This is a genomic window from Pseudomonas sp. LBUM1679, from assembly GCF_059695565.1.
Genome location: NZ_CP166774.1, coordinates 4936915 through 4952189, shown reverse-complemented (window position 1 = coordinate 4952189; position 15275 = coordinate 4936915). Strand labels below are relative to the sequence as shown.

The 15275-nt window shown below is 61.1% G+C and carries 20 protein-coding genes; 9 read left to right on the top strand and 11 right to left on the bottom strand.

Going from position 1 to position 15275, the window contains the following annotated elements:
• Positions 1-113: 113 nt before the first annotated feature.
• Genes ACA062_RS22565 through cysG form a run of 4 tightly spaced genes read left to right on the top strand, consistent with a single transcriptional unit; the run spans position 114 to position 4502 of the window.
• Positions 114-1436, top strand: coding sequence for a replication-associated recombination protein A (locus ACA062_RS22565; RefSeq protein WP_138968180.1), 1323 nt, complete (start codon positions 114-116; stop codon positions 1434-1436).
• The gene (gene crcB, locus ACA062_RS22560; RefSeq protein ID WP_497453088.1) at positions 1436-1810 is read left to right on the top strand and encodes a fluoride efflux transporter CrcB; all 375 of its coding nucleotides are present in this window, start codon (positions 1436-1438) and stop codon (positions 1808-1810) included. Before ACA062_RS22565 ends, crcB begins: the two co-directional genes overlap by 1 nt.
• 16 nt (positions 1811-1826) lie before the next feature.
• Positions 1827-3107 (top strand): serine--tRNA ligase, encoded by a 1281-nt coding sequence (gene serS, locus ACA062_RS22555; protein ID WP_497453087.1) that lies wholly within the window; start codon positions 1827-1829, stop codon positions 3105-3107.
• Positions 3108-4502, top strand: coding sequence for a siroheme synthase CysG (gene cysG, locus ACA062_RS22550; RefSeq protein WP_497453086.1), 1395 nt, complete (start codon positions 3108-3110; stop codon positions 4500-4502).
• Positions 4503-4648: 146 nt separating this feature from the next.
• On the opposite strand, the gene ACA062_RS22545 is transcribed toward cysG, so the two are convergent.
• From ACA062_RS22545 to ACA062_RS22505, 9 genes are all read right to left on the bottom strand, one after another.
• On the bottom strand, positions 4649-5650 hold the full coding sequence (locus ACA062_RS22545; protein ID WP_497453085.1) for a glutathione S-transferase family protein: 1002 nt from the start codon (positions 5648-5650) through the stop codon (positions 4649-4651).
• A 90-nt stretch (positions 5651-5740) separates the two neighbouring features.
• Positions 5741-6742 (bottom strand): glycosyl transferase family protein, encoded by a 1002-nt coding sequence (locus tag ACA062_RS22540; RefSeq protein WP_497453084.1) that lies wholly within the window; start codon positions 6740-6742, stop codon positions 5741-5743.
• A complete protein-coding gene (locus tag ACA062_RS22535) occupies positions 6739-7074 on the bottom strand; it encodes a TusE/DsrC/DsvC family sulfur relay protein (RefSeq protein ID WP_497453083.1) in 336 nt (111 codons plus the stop codon). Before ACA062_RS22535 ends, ACA062_RS22540 begins: the two co-directional genes overlap by 4 nt.
• Positions 7071-7364, bottom strand: a complete 294-nt coding sequence (gene tusB, locus ACA062_RS22530; protein WP_497453082.1) for a sulfurtransferase complex subunit TusB — start codon at positions 7362-7364, stop codon at positions 7071-7073. The genes ACA062_RS22535 and tusB overlap by 4 nt, the downstream gene beginning before the upstream one ends.
• Positions 7364-7726, bottom strand: a complete 363-nt coding sequence (tusC, locus tag ACA062_RS22525; RefSeq protein ID WP_497453081.1) for a sulfurtransferase complex subunit TusC — start codon at positions 7724-7726, stop codon at positions 7364-7366. The genes tusB and tusC overlap by 1 nt, the downstream gene beginning before the upstream one ends.
• Before the next feature lies 1 nt (position 7727).
• A complete protein-coding gene (gene tusD, locus ACA062_RS22520; RefSeq protein ID WP_497457476.1) occupies positions 7728-8120 on the bottom strand; it encodes a sulfurtransferase complex subunit TusD in 393 nt (130 codons plus the stop codon).
• Between the two features lie 198 nt (positions 8121-8318).
• Positions 8319-9023 carry a YoaK family protein gene (locus tag ACA062_RS22515; RefSeq protein ID WP_497453080.1) on the bottom strand — a complete coding sequence of 235 codons (705 nt, stop codon included), beginning with the start codon at positions 9021-9023 and terminating at the stop codon, positions 8319-8321.
• Positions 9024-9051: 28 nt separating this feature from the next.
• On the bottom strand, positions 9052-9381 hold the full coding sequence (locus tag ACA062_RS22510; RefSeq protein WP_497453079.1) for a DUF6388 family protein: 330 nt from the start codon (positions 9379-9381) through the stop codon (positions 9052-9054).
• Between the two features lie 20 nt (positions 9382-9401).
• Complete coding sequence (locus ACA062_RS22505) at positions 9402-9650, bottom strand: hypothetical protein (RefSeq protein ID WP_128871290.1); 249 nt, start codon at positions 9648-9650, stop codon at positions 9402-9404.
• A 149-nt stretch (positions 9651-9799) separates the two neighbouring features.
• Here ACA062_RS22505 and ACA062_RS22500 point away from each other — a divergent pair, with 149 nt between their 5' ends.
• Positions 9800-10150 carry a hypothetical protein gene (locus tag ACA062_RS22500; RefSeq protein WP_497453078.1) on the top strand — a complete coding sequence of 117 codons (351 nt, stop codon included), beginning with the start codon at positions 9800-9802 and terminating at the stop codon, positions 10148-10150.
• Between the two features lie 117 nt (positions 10151-10267).
• Here ACA062_RS22500 and ACA062_RS22495 read toward each other — a convergent pair whose 3' ends face one another.
• Positions 10268-10699, bottom strand: a complete 432-nt coding sequence (locus ACA062_RS22495) for a GNAT family N-acetyltransferase (protein WP_497453077.1) — start codon at positions 10697-10699, stop codon at positions 10268-10270.
• A gap of 150 nt (positions 10700-10849) precedes the next feature.
• Here ACA062_RS22495 and ACA062_RS22490 point away from each other — a divergent pair, with 150 nt between their 5' ends.
• Both ACA062_RS22490 and ACA062_RS22485 read left to right on the top strand, forming a co-directional pair.
• Positions 10850-11287: a hemerythrin domain-containing protein gene (locus tag ACA062_RS22490; protein ID WP_497453076.1), complete on the top strand. Its 438-nt coding sequence runs from the start codon at positions 10850-10852 to the stop codon at positions 11285-11287.
• Positions 11288-11339: 52 nt separating this feature from the next.
• The gene (locus tag ACA062_RS22485; RefSeq protein ID WP_497453075.1) at positions 11340-11933 is read left to right on the top strand and encodes an NUDIX domain-containing protein; all 594 of its coding nucleotides are present in this window, start codon (positions 11340-11342) and stop codon (positions 11931-11933) included.
• A gap of 283 nt (positions 11934-12216) precedes the next feature.
• Here ACA062_RS22485 and ACA062_RS22480 read toward each other — a convergent pair whose 3' ends face one another.
• Positions 12217-12729, bottom strand: coding sequence for a methylated-DNA--[protein]-cysteine S-methyltransferase (locus tag ACA062_RS22480; RefSeq protein WP_497453074.1), 513 nt, complete (start codon positions 12727-12729; stop codon positions 12217-12219).
• Between the two features lie 153 nt (positions 12730-12882).
• On the opposite strand from ACA062_RS22480, the gene ggt reads away from it, so the two are divergent.
• On the top strand, positions 12883-14610 hold the full coding sequence (gene ggt, locus ACA062_RS22475; RefSeq protein WP_497453073.1) for a gamma-glutamyltransferase: 1728 nt from the start codon (positions 12883-12885) through the stop codon (positions 14608-14610).
• Positions 14611-14691: 81 nt separating this feature from the next.
• The gene (locus ACA062_RS22470; protein WP_497453072.1) at positions 14692-15264 is read left to right on the top strand and encodes a cysteine hydrolase family protein; all 573 of its coding nucleotides are present in this window, start codon (positions 14692-14694) and stop codon (positions 15262-15264) included.
• Positions 15265-15275 lie beyond the last annotated feature (11 nt).

The following is a 15275-nucleotide window of genomic DNA, read 5'->3' as shown; positions in this document are numbered from 1 at the left end:
GCATTGATGTGACTGATGCACCGCTATCGCGGGCGAGCCCGCTCCCACAGGGATTGTGGTGTTATCAAGCTAAATGACCGACATCAGGACCCAGTGAGGTTTCATAAGTAGTGATGGACCTGTTTCGCAGCGCCCCGATAGCTCAACCATTGGCAGCACGCCTGCGCGCAGCCAATCTGGACGAGTACGTCGGTCAGGAACACCTGCTCGCTCGGGGCAAGCCTTTGCGCGAAGCCCTGGAGCAGGGTGCCCTGCACTCGATGATTTTCTGGGGGCCGCCGGGTGTGGGCAAGACCACCCTGGCGCGGCTGCTGGCGGAAGTCTCGGATGCGCACTTCGAAACGGTTTCGGCGGTACTGGCCGGGGTCAAGGAAATCCGCCAGGCGGTGGAAATCGCCAAACAGCAGGCCGGGCAGTACGGCAAGCGCACCATCCTGTTCGTCGACGAAGTGCACCGCTTCAACAAGTCGCAGCAGGATGCGTTCCTGCCGTATGTCGAAGACGGCACGCTGATTTTCATCGGCGCAACCACGGAAAACCCCTCGTTCGAACTCAACAACGCCTTGCTGTCCCGGGCGCGCGTCTACGTGCTCAAAAGCCTCGACGAAGCGGCCCTGCGCAAACTGGTGCAGCGCGCGCTGACCGAAGAGCGTGGCCTGGGCAAACGCCAACTGACCCTCAGTGATGAAGGCTTCCAGATGCTGCTGTCGGCGGCCGATGGCGATGGCCGACGCCTGCTCAACCTGCTGGAAAACGCCTCGGACCTGGCCGAAGACCACAGCGAGATCGGCGTCGATCTGCTGCAAAGCCTGTTGGGCGATACCCGTCGCCGATTCGATAAGGGCGGGGAGGCGTTCTACGACCAGATTTCCGCGCTGCATAAATCGGTGCGCGGCTCCAACCCCGACGGTGCGTTGTACTGGTTCGCGCGGATGATCGACGGCGGTTGCGATCCGCTGTACCTGGCGCGTCGCGTGGTGCGCATGGCCAGCGAAGACATCGGCAACGCCGACCCGCGGGCCCTGAGCCTGTGCCTGGCGGCGTGGGAAGTGCAGGAGCGCCTCGGCAGCCCCGAAGGCGAACTGGCCGTGGCCCAGGCCATCACGTATCTGGCTTGCGCGCCGAAAAGCAACGCGGTGTACATGGGCTTCAAAGCCGCGATGCGCAGCGCCACCGAACACGGTTCGCTGGAAGTGCCGCTGCACCTGCGCAACGCGCCGACCAAGCTGATGAAACAGCTGGGTTACGGTGATGAATACCGTTACGCCCACGACGAGCCGGATGCCTACGCCGCGGGCGAAGACTACTTCCCCGAAGAACTCGAGCCGCAACCCTTCTATCAGCCCGTGCCGCGCGGCCTGGAGTTGAAGATTGGCGAAAAGCTCAATCACCTGGCGCAACTTGACCGTCTCAGCCCCCGGCAGCGGAGAAAGTAGTGATTGCATTGGTCGTTGCGGTTTCCATTGGCGGCGTCGCCGGTACGCTGTTGCGCTTCGCCACGGGTAACTGGATCAATGCTAATTGGCCGCGGCACTTCTATACCGCGACGCTGGCCGTTAATATCGTGGGCTGTCTGCTGATCGGCGTTCTATACGGTCTGTTTTTGATTCGCCCGGACGTGCCTTTCGAAGTGCGCGCCGGGTTGATTGTCGGCTTCCTCGGGGGGCTGACGACTTTTTCATCCTTTTCACTGGATACGGTGCGCTTGCTGGAAAGCGGGCAAGTGCCGCTGGCCCTGGGCTATGCGGCGATCAGCGTATTCGGCGGGCTGCTTGCCACCTGGGCCGGCCTGTCCTTGACCAAACTTTGATAAACGAGAAACCGACATGCTCGATTCCAAACTGTTACGTAGCAACCTTCAGGACGTAGCGGACCGCCTGGCATCCCGTGGCTACACGCTGGATGTCGCGCGCATCGAAGCGCTGGAAGAACAGCGCAAGACCGTCCAGACCCGCACCGAAGCACTGCAGGCTGAACGTAATGCACGTTCCAAGTCCATCGGTCAGGCCAAGCAACGCGGTGAAGACATCGCGCCGCTGATGGCGGATGTCGAGCGCATGGCGAACGAATTGAGTGCCGGTAAAGTCGAGCTGGACGGCATTCAGACCGATCTGGACGCGATCCTGCTCGGTATCCCCAACCTGCCACACGAATCGGTGCCGATCGGCGACGACGAAGAAGGCAACGTTGAAGTGCGCCGCTGGGGCACGCCGAAGGCTTTCGATTTCCCGGTTCAGGACCACGTAGCCCTGGGCGAGAAATTCGGCTGGCTGGATTTCGAAACCGCCGCCAAGCTGTCCGGTGCCCGTTTCGCTCTGTTGCGTGGCCCGATTGCGCGCCTGCACCGCGCCCTGGCGCAGTTCATGATCAACCTGCACACCAGCGAACACGGTTACGAAGAGGCCTACACGCCTTACCTGGTTCAAGCCCCGGCGCTGCAAGGCACCGGTCAGCTGCCGAAGTTCGAAGAAGACCTGTTCAAGATCGCTCGCGAAGGCGAAGCCGATCTGTACCTGATCCCGACCGCCGAAGTGTCGCTGACCAACATCGTTGCTGGCGAAATCGTCGATTCGAAATTGCTGCCGATCAAGTTCGTCGCCCACACGCCGTGCTTTCGCAGTGAAGCCGGTGCGTCGGGGCGTGACACCCGCGGCATGATTCGCCAGCACCAGTTCGACAAGGTCGAGATGGTACAGATCGTTGAGCCGTCGACATCGATGGACGCGTTGGAAGGCCTGACCGCCAACGCCGAGAAAGTCCTGCAACTGCTCGAGCTGCCTTATCGCACCCTGGCGCTGTGCACCGGCGACATGGGTTTCAGCGCCGTCAAGACCTACGACCTGGAAGTGTGGATCCCGAGCCAGGACAAATACCGCGAGATTTCCTCGTGCTCCAACTGCGGCGACTTCCAGGCCCGTCGGATGCAAGCGCGTTTCCGTAACCCGGAAACCGGCAAGCCTGAGCTGGTTCACACCTTGAACGGTTCCGGCCTGGCGGTCGGTCGTACCCTGGTGGCGGTGCTGGAAAACTACCAGCAGGCCGACGGTTCGATCCGTGTGCCTGAGGTGCTGAAACCGTACATGGGTGGCATCGAGGTCATCGGCTAAATGGACTATCTGCCGCTGTTTCATAACCTTCGCGGCAGTCGTGTGTTGGTCGTTGGTGGGGGGGAGATTGCCTTGCGCAAATCCCGCCTGCTGGCCGAAGCCGGTGCGCTGCTGCGGGTGGTCGCACCTGAAATCGAACCGCAACTGCGCGAACTGGTGACCGGCAGCGGTGGCGAGTGCCGGGTGCGCGGTTACGTCGAGGCCGACCTGGACGGTTGCGGGCTGATCATCGCCGCCACCGACGACGAACCGCTGAACGCACAGGTCTCCGCCGATGCCCATCGGCGTTGCGTGCCGGTCAACGTGGTGGATGCGCCTGCGCTGTGCAGCGTGATCTTCCCGGCGATCGTCGACCGTTCGCCGCTGATCATCGCAGTCTCCAGTGGCGGCGATGCGCCGGTGCTGGCACGCTTGATCCGCGCCAAACTGGAAACCTGGATTCCTTCCACCTACGGGCAACTGGCCGGTCTGGCGGCGCGTTTTCGCAGCCAGGTCAAACGTCTGTTCCCGGATGTGCAGCAGCGTCGGGCATTCTGGGAAGACGTGTTCCAGGGGCCGATTGCCGATCGGCAACTGGCCGGGCAGGGTGCCGAAGCCGAGCGCTTGATGCTGGCGAAAATCAACGGCGAAGCGCCTGTTGCAACCGGCGAAGTCTACCTGGTGGGGGCAGGGCCGGGTGATCCCGACCTGCTGACCTTCCGCGCCTTGCGCCTGATGCAGCAAGCCGACGTGGTGCTGTATGACCGCCTGGTGGCGCCGGCGATTCTCGATTTGTGCCGCCGCGATGCCGAGCGGGTCTACGTCGGCAAGCGCCGCGCCGATCACGCCGTGCCCCAGGATCAGATCAACCAGCAATTGGTGGACCTGGCCAAGGCCGGCAAGCGCGTGGTGCGCCTGAAGGGCGGCGATCCGTTTATCTTCGGCCGTGGCGGCGAAGAGATCGAAGAACTGGCGGCCCATGGCATCCCGTTCCAGGTCGTACCGGGGATCACGGCAGCCAGCGGTTGCGCGGCCTATGCCGGGATTCCGCTGACGCATCGCGATTACGCGCAGTCGGTGCGGTTCGTTACCGGGCACCTCAAGGACGGCTCCACCGATCTGCCGTGGGCCGACCTGGTCGCGCCGGCGCAGACCCTGGTGTTTTACATGGGGTTGGTGGGGTTGCCGATCATCTGCGAGCAGTTGATCCGGCACGGTCGCGCGGCGGATACCCCGGCGGCGTTGATCCAGCAGGGCACTACGGTCAATCAGCGGGTGTTTACCGGCACGCTGGCCGACCTTCCGCAGCTGGTGGCAGAGCATGAGGTGCATGCGCCGACGTTGGTGATTGTTGGGGAAGTGGTGCAATTGCGCGAGAAACTGGCGTGGTTTGAAGGGGCTCAGGGGCAACTCTAGAGACCGAGTCGGTCGAGCGCGACCCCGGCCCATCGCGGGCAAGCCCGCTCCCACAGGATTTGTGTGATGCCGAAGATTACATCTTCACCACATAACCTGTGGGAGCGAGCTTGCTCGCGATGGGGCCCTAAAACCTGAACAAATCCTCAGGCCCTGCGCCAAACCCCTTTCCCGCTCAACCGCTCCCGATCATGCGGTGCGGTGAAATCCTGCGCCGGCCCCTTAGGCACAATCCCGGTCGGATTGATGGTCTTGTGACTGCCATAGTAGTGGTTCTTGATATGCTCAAAACTCACCGTCCCGGCCACCCCCGGCCACTGATAAATCTCCCGTAGCCAGTTCGACAGATTCGGATAATCGGCAATCCGCCGCAGGTTGCACTTGAAGTGCCCGTAATACACCGCGTCGAAGCGAATCATCGTGGTAAACAGCCGAATGTCGGCTTCAGTCAGGTACTCACCGGTCAGATAACGATTGGCGCCCAGCAACTGCTCCAGCCGATCCAGCTCGGCAAACAACTCATCGAACGCCTCTTCATAAGCCTTCTGCGAGGTGGCGAATCCGGCGCGATAAACACCATTGTTCACTGCCGGATAAATCCGTTCGTTCAACGCGTCGATTTCGCTGCGCAACGGCGCCGGGTAAAGGTCCAGATCATTGCCGGTCAAGTCATCAAAAGCACTGTTGAACATGCGGATGATCTCCGCCGATTCATTGTTGACGATGCGCTGCTGTTGTTTGTCCCACAGCACCGGCACAGTGACGCGGCCGGTGTAGTCGGCGGTATCGGCGGTGTAGCGCTGGTGCATTAACTGGAAGTGATCGAGCTTGTCGCCCGTCGAACCCAGGTGCTGATCGAAGGTCCAGCCGTTTTCCAGCATCAGCCAACTGACCACGGACACATCGATCAGGCTCTCAAGGCCTTTGAGTTGGCGCAGGATCAGCGTGCGATGGGCCCACGGACAGGCGAGGGACACATAGAGATGATAGCGACCGGCCTCGGCCGCAAAGCCGCCGATACCGCTCGGGCCCGGCTTGCCATCGGCGGTCACCCAGTTGCGGCGCTGCGCCTGTTCACGCTGAAACGCGCCGTCCTTGCTGCTTTCGTACCACTGGTCATGCCAGCGACCGTCGACTAACAAACCCATGTTCCAGACTCCTCAACCGATAAGCGTTGGAGAGGAGTCTATTCGCATAGGTTCGAACTAAAAGCGCAAAGGTTGGGCAGTTATGATCGGTTAAATCGATCTGTCCCGCTCGTCCCAATACTGCTGGGCGGTGTCGAAGGCTTGTTCACGGCTCTGGCCAAGGCCGCGCAAGGCCAGGGCCATGGTCGAGATCAGCGCCATGTGCGGGTAGCTGTCGACCACGTCGCCGCGCCAGACGGCTTTCAAATGCTCGGGATCGAGGCTGGCCGGTTTGACGTGGCGCTGGGTCGACAGTTGCGGCCATTCCTCATCCCAACTCTCGCCACCGGTGGTGCCGTACAAGTGGCTGTCGGCATCCGGGTTGATCTCGATCTCGCCGCCGTCGCCTTTCACCACGATCGCGGTGTCGCCGAGCAAGCCGCTGGCGTCGCGATGCACCGCCTGGTAGCCGGGGTGAAAAATGCTTTGCAGGCCACAGCGAGCGCCCAACGGATTGAGGATCCGGGCCAGGGAGTGGATCGGCGAACGCAGGCCCAGGGTGTTGCGCAGGTCGATCATCCGTTGCAACTGCGGCGCCCAATCCACCAACGGCATGAACGCCAGGCCGCCGTTATCGAGTGCCGCGCCGACCTGCTGCCAGTTACGGCACAACGGGATCTGCAAGGTTTCGAGCAACTGTTCGCTGTACAGCCGGCCCGCCGTGTGCGCGCCGCCACCGTGCATGAAGATCCGCACGCCGTTCTGCGCCAGGCACTTGGCCGCCAGCAGGTACCACGGCAGATGACGTTTCTTGCCGGCATAGGTCGGCCAGTCCAGATCGACCTTCAACGCCGGTGCCTGCAAGCGTTCACGCAAGGCTTCGGTAAACCCGGCCATCTCCTGTGCGCTTTCTTCCTTGTGCCGCAGCAGCATCAGGAAAGCGCCGAGCTGGGTGTCCTCGACCTTGTCGTCGAGCACCATGCCCATGGCTTCACGCGCTTCGACCCGGGTCAGGTCGCGGGCGCCACGCTTGCCTTTGCCGAGGATGCGCACGAACTGGGCGAACGGGTGTTCGGCGGGTGTTTCAAGGATCAGCGCAGGATAGTCGGTCATAGGCAATTCGTCGGTTTGGGCAGGCCCGCCAGTTTCGCGGCGAGTTTGGCAGGGGTGCCTTTGAACAGTCGGTTCAGGTGCAGGCTGTTGCCTTTTTCCGGGCCGAGCTTCAATGCGGTGTACTTGATCAGCGGGCGCGTGGCAGGGGACAGCTGGAATTCGCTGTAGAAATTACGCAGCAATTCGAGGATCTCCCAGTGTTGGGGACTCAACTCGATGTCTTCGGCGGCGGCGAGGGCGCTGGCGACCTCAAGGGACCAGTCGCTCAGTTCGACCAGAAAACCATCCTTGTCCAGCTCGATGGCGCGGGCGCCCACGGTCAGGACATTCATAGCCAACTGTTGACCTTGTCGTAGTGGATCGACAGTTCGACGAAGGCCGGGTAGTCGATGGCCTTGGCCCAGTCCGGCGTTTGCAGGTCGCGAGCCTGGGCGTCTTCAGCCAGCACAAACAGTTTCAGGCCGCGGCTGCCCAGGGTATTGAACGGCGCGGTGCCCGGTTGCAAGGCATAGGCCGCGTCGCCGGACAGCAGCAGCGCATCCTCGGCGCCGATCACGCGCAGGCAGCTGGTCAGGCGATCGTCGCCGAAAGGGGAATGAGACAACACATGCAAAGTCGACATCAGAGGGTGATCACCTGGTGGTAACGGTCAAAGAGTGCGGTGATTTCGCCGGCGGTCAGCACCTGGGCCTCTTCGAGCGATAACGCCTTGGGGTCCAGGCCGCGTTCGGCCGCGCTGTCGCCGCAGACGAACAGGTCTTCGACGCCGAACATCGGCAGCGCCTGCAGGTTGGCACTCAGGTCTTTTTGCTGCAAAGCCCTGGCGTCCTGGTTTGCGGCGAGCTGAAACACGCCGTCATCGAGAAACAGCAGGCCGATCGGCAGATCGAAAGCGCCGCCGGCCAGGACAATGTCCAGCGCTTCGCGCGCACTCGGCCCGGACCAGGGCGACTGACGGCTGATAATCAGCAAGGATCTGGGCATTTCATGCGCCTCCGAAACAGATCAGGCGGTCAGCGTCCTGCACCGCGTCATGCAACTGGCCCAGCCCGGACAATTCCCACGGCGCGGCCACGGCAACCGCTTCGCGCTGATAACGTCCGGCTTCTTCTGCGTTCAACACGCCACGGCGTAGCGCGGCGGCGATGCACACCACGCCATCGAGCTGATGTTCAGTGACGAAGGTGCGCCATTGTTTGGGCAAGTCCTGCTCATCCTGCGGCGTGACCACGCTGCCGGAGGCGTTGTAGACCCCGTCCTGGTAAAAAAACAGCCGGACAATCTCATGCCCGCCGGCCAGCGCGGCCTGGGCGAACAGCAAGGCGCGGCGCGAGGAGGGCGCATGGGCGGCGGAAAACAGCGCGATGGCGAACTTCATGACGGACTCGATCAGCGAAACTGCGGTCATGATAAAGCTTTATCGGCGGGGCGGCTAAATCGATGTTGTCTGGAAGGGCCCCATCGCGGGCAAGCCCGCTCCCACAGGTTATTTGGTGAAGCTGGAATCTTTGGCATCACACAAATCCCTGTGGGAGCGGGCTTGCCCGCGATGGGGCCGTCACAGGCAATACAAAATTCAGCGCGGCATATACCCCAACTGCCACCGCCGCGGAATCTTCAACGACAGCAACCCGATCCCCCCCGCCAGCAATCCGCTGACAAACAGCGCCCTGAGCCCAAGATGATGTTCCAGCACCGCACCGAGCACCGCGCCGGCAAACATCCCGGCCCAGGGAATCAACTGCACCCGCCAGCCATTGCGCCGTTCGCCGAGCATCCAGCGCCCCAGGCCGCGACCGAAGCGCGACAGGGCGCCGGTGACATAGGTCAGGCCGACCGGCAGGCCATTCACTTCCTCCACCGCGGCATTGAGCATGCCCATGGCAATGATCGCCGCCAGCAACGCCGGCAGTTGTTCCTCATAAGGCCAGGCAGCGGCGCCGCAGAGCAGGGTAGCGATGCACAGCAGCAAGGGCAGCGCCCGCCGGCCGCCGAGACGGCTGACGACGATGCCCAGGGCGTTGCCGATGATGAACGTGGCCACGAGGATCGTCAGGCGCAGGGTCAGGCCCATGTCGCCGTCGCTGATGGCCACGGCAAGACGGGTGGTGTTGCCGCTCATGAACGAAACGAAATCGCCGCTGGCCATGAAGCCGATGGCGTCGGTCATGCCGGCCAGTACCGAGAGTGCGGCCACCAACGACAGGCCGATGCGTCCGCGCCATTTCTGGATATGCAGATGGCCCGGACTGGCGTGGGTGCTGGAGGTCGAAGGCAGCATCGTTAGTTACATCCTTGAGCGGCGAGGGTTACTTGCCTAATCCATATAACTCGCAATACTCCAGCCAGTCCATACCGGCCATCTCGGCCACTTCCTTGTGCACTTCCATGCGCTGGGCCTGATAGTCCTCAGGCGACGCGGCGGTCAACTGCAACGTCAGTTCCCAGGCAAACAGCCCGAGACGCTCGGCTTCGGCCTCGAAGGCTTCGTGCAGGCGCTCGTCGCGGTATTGCGCCTGGGTCTCGCCTTTGGCCTGAGCCAGCAGCGGGTTGAGGCTGTCGAGTTCGACGCGCAGTTCAGGGCGCTCATCGAGAAACCTCTTCAGCGCCTGCTCGTGTTGCTGTTCGCTTGCCGCCATGGTCGCTCCTTGAAAATGGATTACACAGACTGCTTCTTGCTGGCTTTAGCCGCAGCGGCCAGGCACTCGAGGGCAAACTGCTCGGGGTACGTCATCTGGATCGGCGTGGTTTCACCTTTGACGGTGCGTTCGCCATCAAGGATGTAACGAATCCGCTTGTCGGTGACGCCGATGCGCTTGGCGATCCAGGAAGGCGTCTGACCGATCTGGCTGATCAGCTTGTCGGCGTATTCAGCGGTCGGTTTGTAGTATTCAGCGTTGGGTGTCATGGGTCGTTCCAGAAAAATGTGCGATGCAGCGTTAATGGCGCGACAGGGTGCGCGAATCGGCACCCGGTGTCGCGGTATAAATGAAGTAAAGCAGAACGATACGCCGTGCCACGGTGATACAGTCCGCTTTTTCTTGATGAGCGAACGCAATGCGAATTCTGATGGTGGCGCTGGCTGTAACCTTGCTGGCGGGATGTGCGGGCTCGGCGATGAACGATGCTCGCACTGGAACCCCGTATAAGACCCTGACCTCGAACAAGCCGGAAAAAGTCGTCGCCCAGTGCGTGCAGTTTTCCTGGCAGGACGAGGCGGTGTTCGGCGTCGATGCCAGTGCGTATCTGCAGCCGGGCAAGAAGGGCGGGTCCACTGTCTACACGCGCTCGGTGGAGTCCTTTGTGGACGTGACGACCGATGCCTCGGGAACACAGTTGAACTACTACGCGCAGAAGGATGACTTTGTCGCCAAGCGCCGGTTGGCGGCGCTGGCGACCTGCCTCTGACCTGATGGCAGCGTTTCCCCCCCTGTAGGAGCTGGCTTGCCAGCGAAAGCGTCCGTTCAGGCAACATTTATGTTGGAACTGATGACGCCTTCGCTGGCAAGCCAGCTCCTACACGGGTCAGGCGTTGTTGATCAGGCGCTTCTGGAAGAAAAAGCGCTTATGCCCCGGCGGGTAGTCAGCGATCTGCCCCAATTCGCTGTAGCCCAGCTTCCTGTAGAACGCCGGCGCCTGGAAGTCGAAGGTGTCGAGCCAGACCCCGATGCAGGCCTTCTCCCGCGCCAGGTCTTCGGCCATCTGCATCAGCTTCGTGCCCATGCCTGACCCTCGGGCCTGTTCCGGCACCGACAGCAACTCGACGTACAACCATTTGAAAAAAACCCGGCCATACAGACCGCCAAGAATCTCGCCGTTTTCGTCGCGGACCAGCAAGGCGATCGGCTCCGGGACAGTGGCACCGGCCTTGGCCGCGTTGTAGGCGCGCAACGGCAGGAGGATCGCCTGACGCTCTTCATCCGTGGGGTTTTGCGACTGTTCGATCCGCAGGTTCATCAGCTACTTCCTTATTGCCAGGGTGAAAAACAGTCCCAAGCCTATCGCGGTACCCGGTCGTTGTTCCAGTCCTCGGATGGAACCCTCGTTCACGCGCAGATGTCTAGCCTAGACAGCGTCATTCCAGAGCGCAGCCTATGAGGACAACCCGTGAATATTTTTGAAGCCTTGCGAGAAAGCCACGAACGCCAACGCACCTACGCCGATGCGCTGATCCAGACCAGCGGCGACACCCCGGAGCGGGTCGAGGCCTACAAGCAGCTCAAGTCGGAACTCCAGGCCCACGAAACCGCTGAAGAGCGGTATTTCTACATCCCGCTGATGGAGTTCGACAAAGGCGTCGACCTCAGCCGCCATGCGATCGCCGAACATCACGAGATGGATGAAATGATGGAAACGCTGGATGAAACCGAGATGTCCAGCCCGGCCTGGCTGGCGACCGCGAAGAAGCTGTGCGAAAAGGTGCATCACCACCTGAAGGAGGAAGAGCAGAAATTCTTCCAGATGGCCGGCAAGCTGCTCGACGACAATCAGAAAGAGACCTTGGCCGGGCAATACATGAAGGAGTACAAGGCCCAGCTTTCTTGAAGGCGTTTTCGTCTAACATGAGCGCCTTCTGACGAAAAAAGGACAGGGTTTCATGTCGAACACAGCCGAGCGGGTCAACATCATCGAGTCCAAGGTGTTGTCCCACGACTGGTACCTGCTGAAGAAAATCACCTTCGATTACCAACGCAACAATGGCGAATGGCAGCGCCAGACCCGTGAGGTCTACGACCGTGGCAATGGCGCGGCGATCCTGCTGTTCAACCGGGAAAAGAACACCGTGGTGCTGACCCGGCAGTTCCGCCTGCCGGTGTTCGTCAACGGCCACGATGGTCTGCTGATCGAAGTGGCGGCCGGACTGCTTGAAGGGGCGGCGCCTGAAGCGCGAATCCGCGAGGAAGCGGAAGAGGAAACCGGCTATCGCGTGCACCATGTGCAGAAGGTGTTCGAGGCCTACATGAGCCCAGGTTCAGTGACTGAAAAGCTGCACTTCTTCATCGCCGAGTACGACGCTTCATCGAAAGTCAGCGAGGGTGGCGGGCTGGAGGAGGAGACCGAGGAACTGGAAGTGCTGGAGTGGTCGTTCGAGGATGCGCTTGCAGCGTTCGACCGCGGGGAGATCTGCGATGCGAAGACCATCATGCTGCTGCAGTATGCCGCGATGAAAAACATTTTCACGACGGATTGAGCCACGTTCACTCTAATCAAACGGGTGTACGCATTCCCTATGGAAATCCAACGGGTGTACGCATTCCCTACGGAAATCCAACGGGTGTACGCATTCCCTACGGAAATCCAACGGGTGTACGCATTCCCTCGGAAAATCAAACGGGTGTACGCGATCCCTGTAGGAGCTGCCGCAGGCTGCGATCTTTTGATCTTGATCTTTGGTGCCCTTGCAGACGCTTAAGATCAAAAGATCGCAGCCTGCGGCAGCTCCTACAGGATCAAAAGCAGGATCAAAAGCAGGATCAAAAGCCTTCAAGTCGTCCAGTCCCACCCCATTGCCCGGCCTCAAGCGTCAACAACCACTCCTTGGCCTCAAGCCCCCCGGCAAACCCCGTCAGCTTCCCCGACGCACCAATCACCCGATGACAGGGCGCCACAATCGAAATCGGATTCCTGCCATTCGCCGCACCCACCGCCCGAACCGCACCAGGATTACCGATCTGCTCGGCAATCTGGCTATAACTGCGAGTCTCGCCGAACGGAATGGTCAGCAGCGCCGCCCAGACCTTTTTCTGAAACTGCGTCCCGACAAAATCCAGCTCCAGCTCGAAACGGTTGCGTGTGCCGGCGAAGTATTCCTTCAGCTGTTGTGCGGTGCGCACGAGGATCGGGTTGTCCGGGTCTACGCTCATCGGCCCCAGCAACACCCGGTTCGGCTTGTCGTTTTCCCAGAGGATGGCCGCCAGTCGCGAACCGTTCGCCACCAGCTTCAGCTTGCCAACCGGCGACGCCATGGTCATGCAGGTGTACGTCATGCAGGCAGCCTCCGCGCAAGTGCCGATAAGGGGCCAAGCATACTGCCTCGACGGGGAGGCGCAATACGCAATCCCAGCCATACTTGCCTACTGTTCTTGAACCGTTTCCTCTGTTTTTTTTACAGAGCCAAAAAAACAAAAAGAGACCGACTCATGAAGTTCGAACCTTTTGCCAAATCGCTCATTGCGACCTCGTTGGCGCTGAGCTGCCTGATGGCCCACGCCGCCTCCGTGGCCCCGGTCGCGGCCGAAAACGGCATGGTGGTCACCGCCCAGCATCTGGCCAGCCATGTGGGCGTCGATGTGCTCAAGAACGGCGGCAACGCCGTCGATGCCGCGGTCGCGGTGGGGTATGCGCTGGCGGTGGTGTACCCCGCTGCGGGCAATCTCGGCGGCGGTGGTTTCATGACCATTCAGCTGGCGGACGGGCGCAAGACCTTCCTCGATTTCCGTGAAAAAGCGCCGCTGGCGGCCACCGCCGACATGTACCTCGACAAGGAAGGCAACGTCGTCCCGGACCTCAGCACCCGAGGTCACCTGGCCGTCGGCGTGCCGGGCACCGTGTCCGGCATGGAACTGGCTTTGCAGAAATACGGCACCAAACCGCGCAAGGAAGTGATCGCCCCGGCGATCAAGCTCGCCGAAGACGGCTTCGTGCTGGAGCAAGGCGATGTCGAATTGCTGGAATACGCCACTGACGTATTCAAGAAGGACATGAAGGATTCCGGCTCGATCTTCCTCAGCAACGGCGAGCCGATGCAGGTCGGGCAGAAACTGGTGCAGAAGGACCTGGCGAAAACCCTGCGGGAAATCTCCGAGAAGGGCGCCGACGGTTTCTATAAAGGCTGGGTCGCCGACGCCATCGTCACCGCCAGCCAGGCCAACAAGGGCATCATCGCCCAGGCCGACCTCGACAAGTACAAGACCCGCGAACTGGCGCCGATCGAATGCGATTACCGCGGCTACCACGTGGTTTCGGCGCCACCGCCAAGCTCCGGTGGGGTGGTGATCTGCGAGATCATGAACATTCTCGAAGGCTATCCGATGAAAGACCTGGGCTACCACTCGGCCCAGGGCATGCACTACCAGATCGAAGCGATGCGCCACGCCTACGTGGATCGCAACAGCTACCTCGGCGACCCGGACTTCGTGAAAAACCCGATCGCCCATCTGCTGGATAAAAACTACGCGACCAAAATCCGCGCCGCCATCAATCCGCAAAAGGCCGGCGTGTCCCGCGAACTCAAACCCGGCGTAGCGCCCCACGAAGGCAGCAACACCACCCATTACTCCATCGTCGACAAATGGGGCAACGCGGTGTCGGTGACCTACACCCTCAACGACTGGTTCGGTGCCGGCGTCATGGCCAGCAAGACCGGGGTCATCCTCAACGACGAAATGGACGACTTCACCTCGAAAATCGGCGTGCCGAACATGTACGGCCTGGTGCAAGGGGAGGCCAACGCCATCGCGCCCGGCAAGGCGCCGCTGTCGTCCATGAGCCCGACCATCGTCACCAAGGACGGCAAAGTGGTGATGGTCGTCGGCACTCCCGGCGGCAGCCGCATCATCACCGCGACCCTGCTGACCATGCTCAACGTGATCGACTACGGCATGAACATCCAGGAAGCGGTCGACGCTCCGCGTTTCCACCAGCAGTGGTTGCCGGAAGAGACCAATCTGGAAACCTTCACCACCAGCCCGGATACGGTGAAGATGCTGGAAAGTTGGGGCCACAAGTTTGCCGGTCCCCAGGACGCCAACCATCTGGCGGCGATCCTGGTCGGCGCACCTTCGCTGGAGGGCAAGCCGGTGGGCAAGAACCGCTTCTACGGGGCGAACGATCCGCGGCGTAACACCGGGTTGTCGCTCGGTTACTGAGGGTCGTTTTAAAAGGGGACCTTTTTATAAGGGGACGTGTTTTACCGTCCCCTGAACCACTGAGATTTAAAGGAAGTCACTATGACCACTGCACTGCTGATCATCGACGTCCAACATTTACTGTGCGTCGGCGAGTACGAATGCTTCGAGATCAAACGTGTCATCGATCTCATCAACGGCCTGAGCGCCAAGGCACGCGTAGCAGGCATTCCGGTCATCCTGATTCAACACGAAGAAAAGGGCAGCCTGCTGCAGCACGGTGGCGAAGGCTGGCAGCTGGTCGAGGACCTGGATACATCACCCGAAGATCTGCGAGTACGAAAAACCACCCGGGATTCTTTTTACCAGACCCGTCTGCTGCAAATGCTGCAACAGTGGGACGTCGAGCGCGTGATCATCTGCGGCCTGCAAACCGACTATTGCGTCAATGCCACCGTGCGCCAGGCCCTGAAACTGGGCTATGACGTAGTGCTCGCCGCCGATGCCCATTCCACCGTCGACACCGACAACATGGCCGCCGATGACATCATTGCCGAGCACAATACCCGCCTTGCACGCCTGAGCAGTCCGGTGTCCCGGATCGATGTGATCCCGACCAGGGACATACGCATCAGGAACCGAAAAGCTCGATCCACCCGGTCAGGAATGCACTGACCAGGTCTACG

Coding starts and splice junctions, on each gene's coding strand:
- ACA062_RS22485 (WP_497453075.1), top strand. CDS start 11,340: ATGTCGAACACAGCCGAGCGGGTCAACATCATCGAGTCCAAGGTGTTG.
- ACA062_RS22510 (WP_497453079.1), bottom strand. CDS start 9,381: ATGGCGGCAAGCGAACAGCAACACGAGCAGGCGCTGAAGAGGTTTCTC.
- ACA062_RS22540 (WP_497453084.1), bottom strand. CDS start 6,742: ATGACCGACTATCCTGCGCTGATCCTTGAAACACCCGCCGAACACCCG.
- ACA062_RS22565 (WP_138968180.1), top strand. CDS start 114: ATGGACCTGTTTCGCAGCGCCCCGATAGCTCAACCATTGGCAGCACGC.
- ACA062_RS22535 (WP_497453083.1), bottom strand. CDS start 7,074: ATGAATGTCCTGACCGTGGGCGCCCGCGCCATCGAGCTGGACAAGGAT.
- tusB (WP_497453082.1), bottom strand. CDS start 7,364: ATGTCGACTTTGCATGTGTTGTCTCATTCCCCTTTCGGCGACGATCGC.
- ACA062_RS22505 (WP_128871290.1), bottom strand. CDS start 9,650: ATGACACCCAACGCTGAATACTACAAACCGACCGCTGAATACGCCGAC.
- tusD (WP_497457476.1), bottom strand. CDS start 8,120: ATGAAGTTCGCCATCGCGCTGTTTTCCGCCGCCCATGCGCCCTCCTCG.
- cysG (WP_497453086.1), top strand. CDS start 3,108: ATGGACTATCTGCCGCTGTTTCATAACCTTCGCGGCAGTCGTGTGTTG.
- ACA062_RS22470 (WP_497453072.1), top strand. CDS start 14,692: ATGACCACTGCACTGCTGATCATCGACGTCCAACATTTACTGTGCGTC.
- ggt (WP_497453073.1), top strand. CDS start 12,883: ATGAAGTTCGAACCTTTTGCCAAATCGCTCATTGCGACCTCGTTGGCG.
- ACA062_RS22480 (WP_497453074.1), bottom strand. CDS start 12,729: ATGACGTACACCTGCATGACCATGGCGTCGCCGGTTGGCAAGCTGAAG.
- ACA062_RS22515 (WP_497453080.1), bottom strand. CDS start 9,023: ATGCTGCCTTCGACCTCCAGCACCCACGCCAGTCCGGGCCATCTGCAT.
- ACA062_RS22500 (WP_497453078.1), top strand. CDS start 9,800: ATGCGAATTCTGATGGTGGCGCTGGCTGTAACCTTGCTGGCGGGATGT.
- tusC (WP_497453081.1), bottom strand. CDS start 7,726: ATGCCCAGATCCTTGCTGATTATCAGCCGTCAGTCGCCCTGGTCCGGG.
- serS (WP_497453087.1), top strand. CDS start 1,827: ATGCTCGATTCCAAACTGTTACGTAGCAACCTTCAGGACGTAGCGGAC.
- ACA062_RS22495 (WP_497453077.1), bottom strand. CDS start 10,699: ATGAACCTGCGGATCGAACAGTCGCAAAACCCCACGGATGAAGAGCGT.
- ACA062_RS22545 (WP_497453085.1), bottom strand. CDS start 5,650: ATGGGTTTGTTAGTCGACGGTCGCTGGCATGACCAGTGGTACGAAAGC.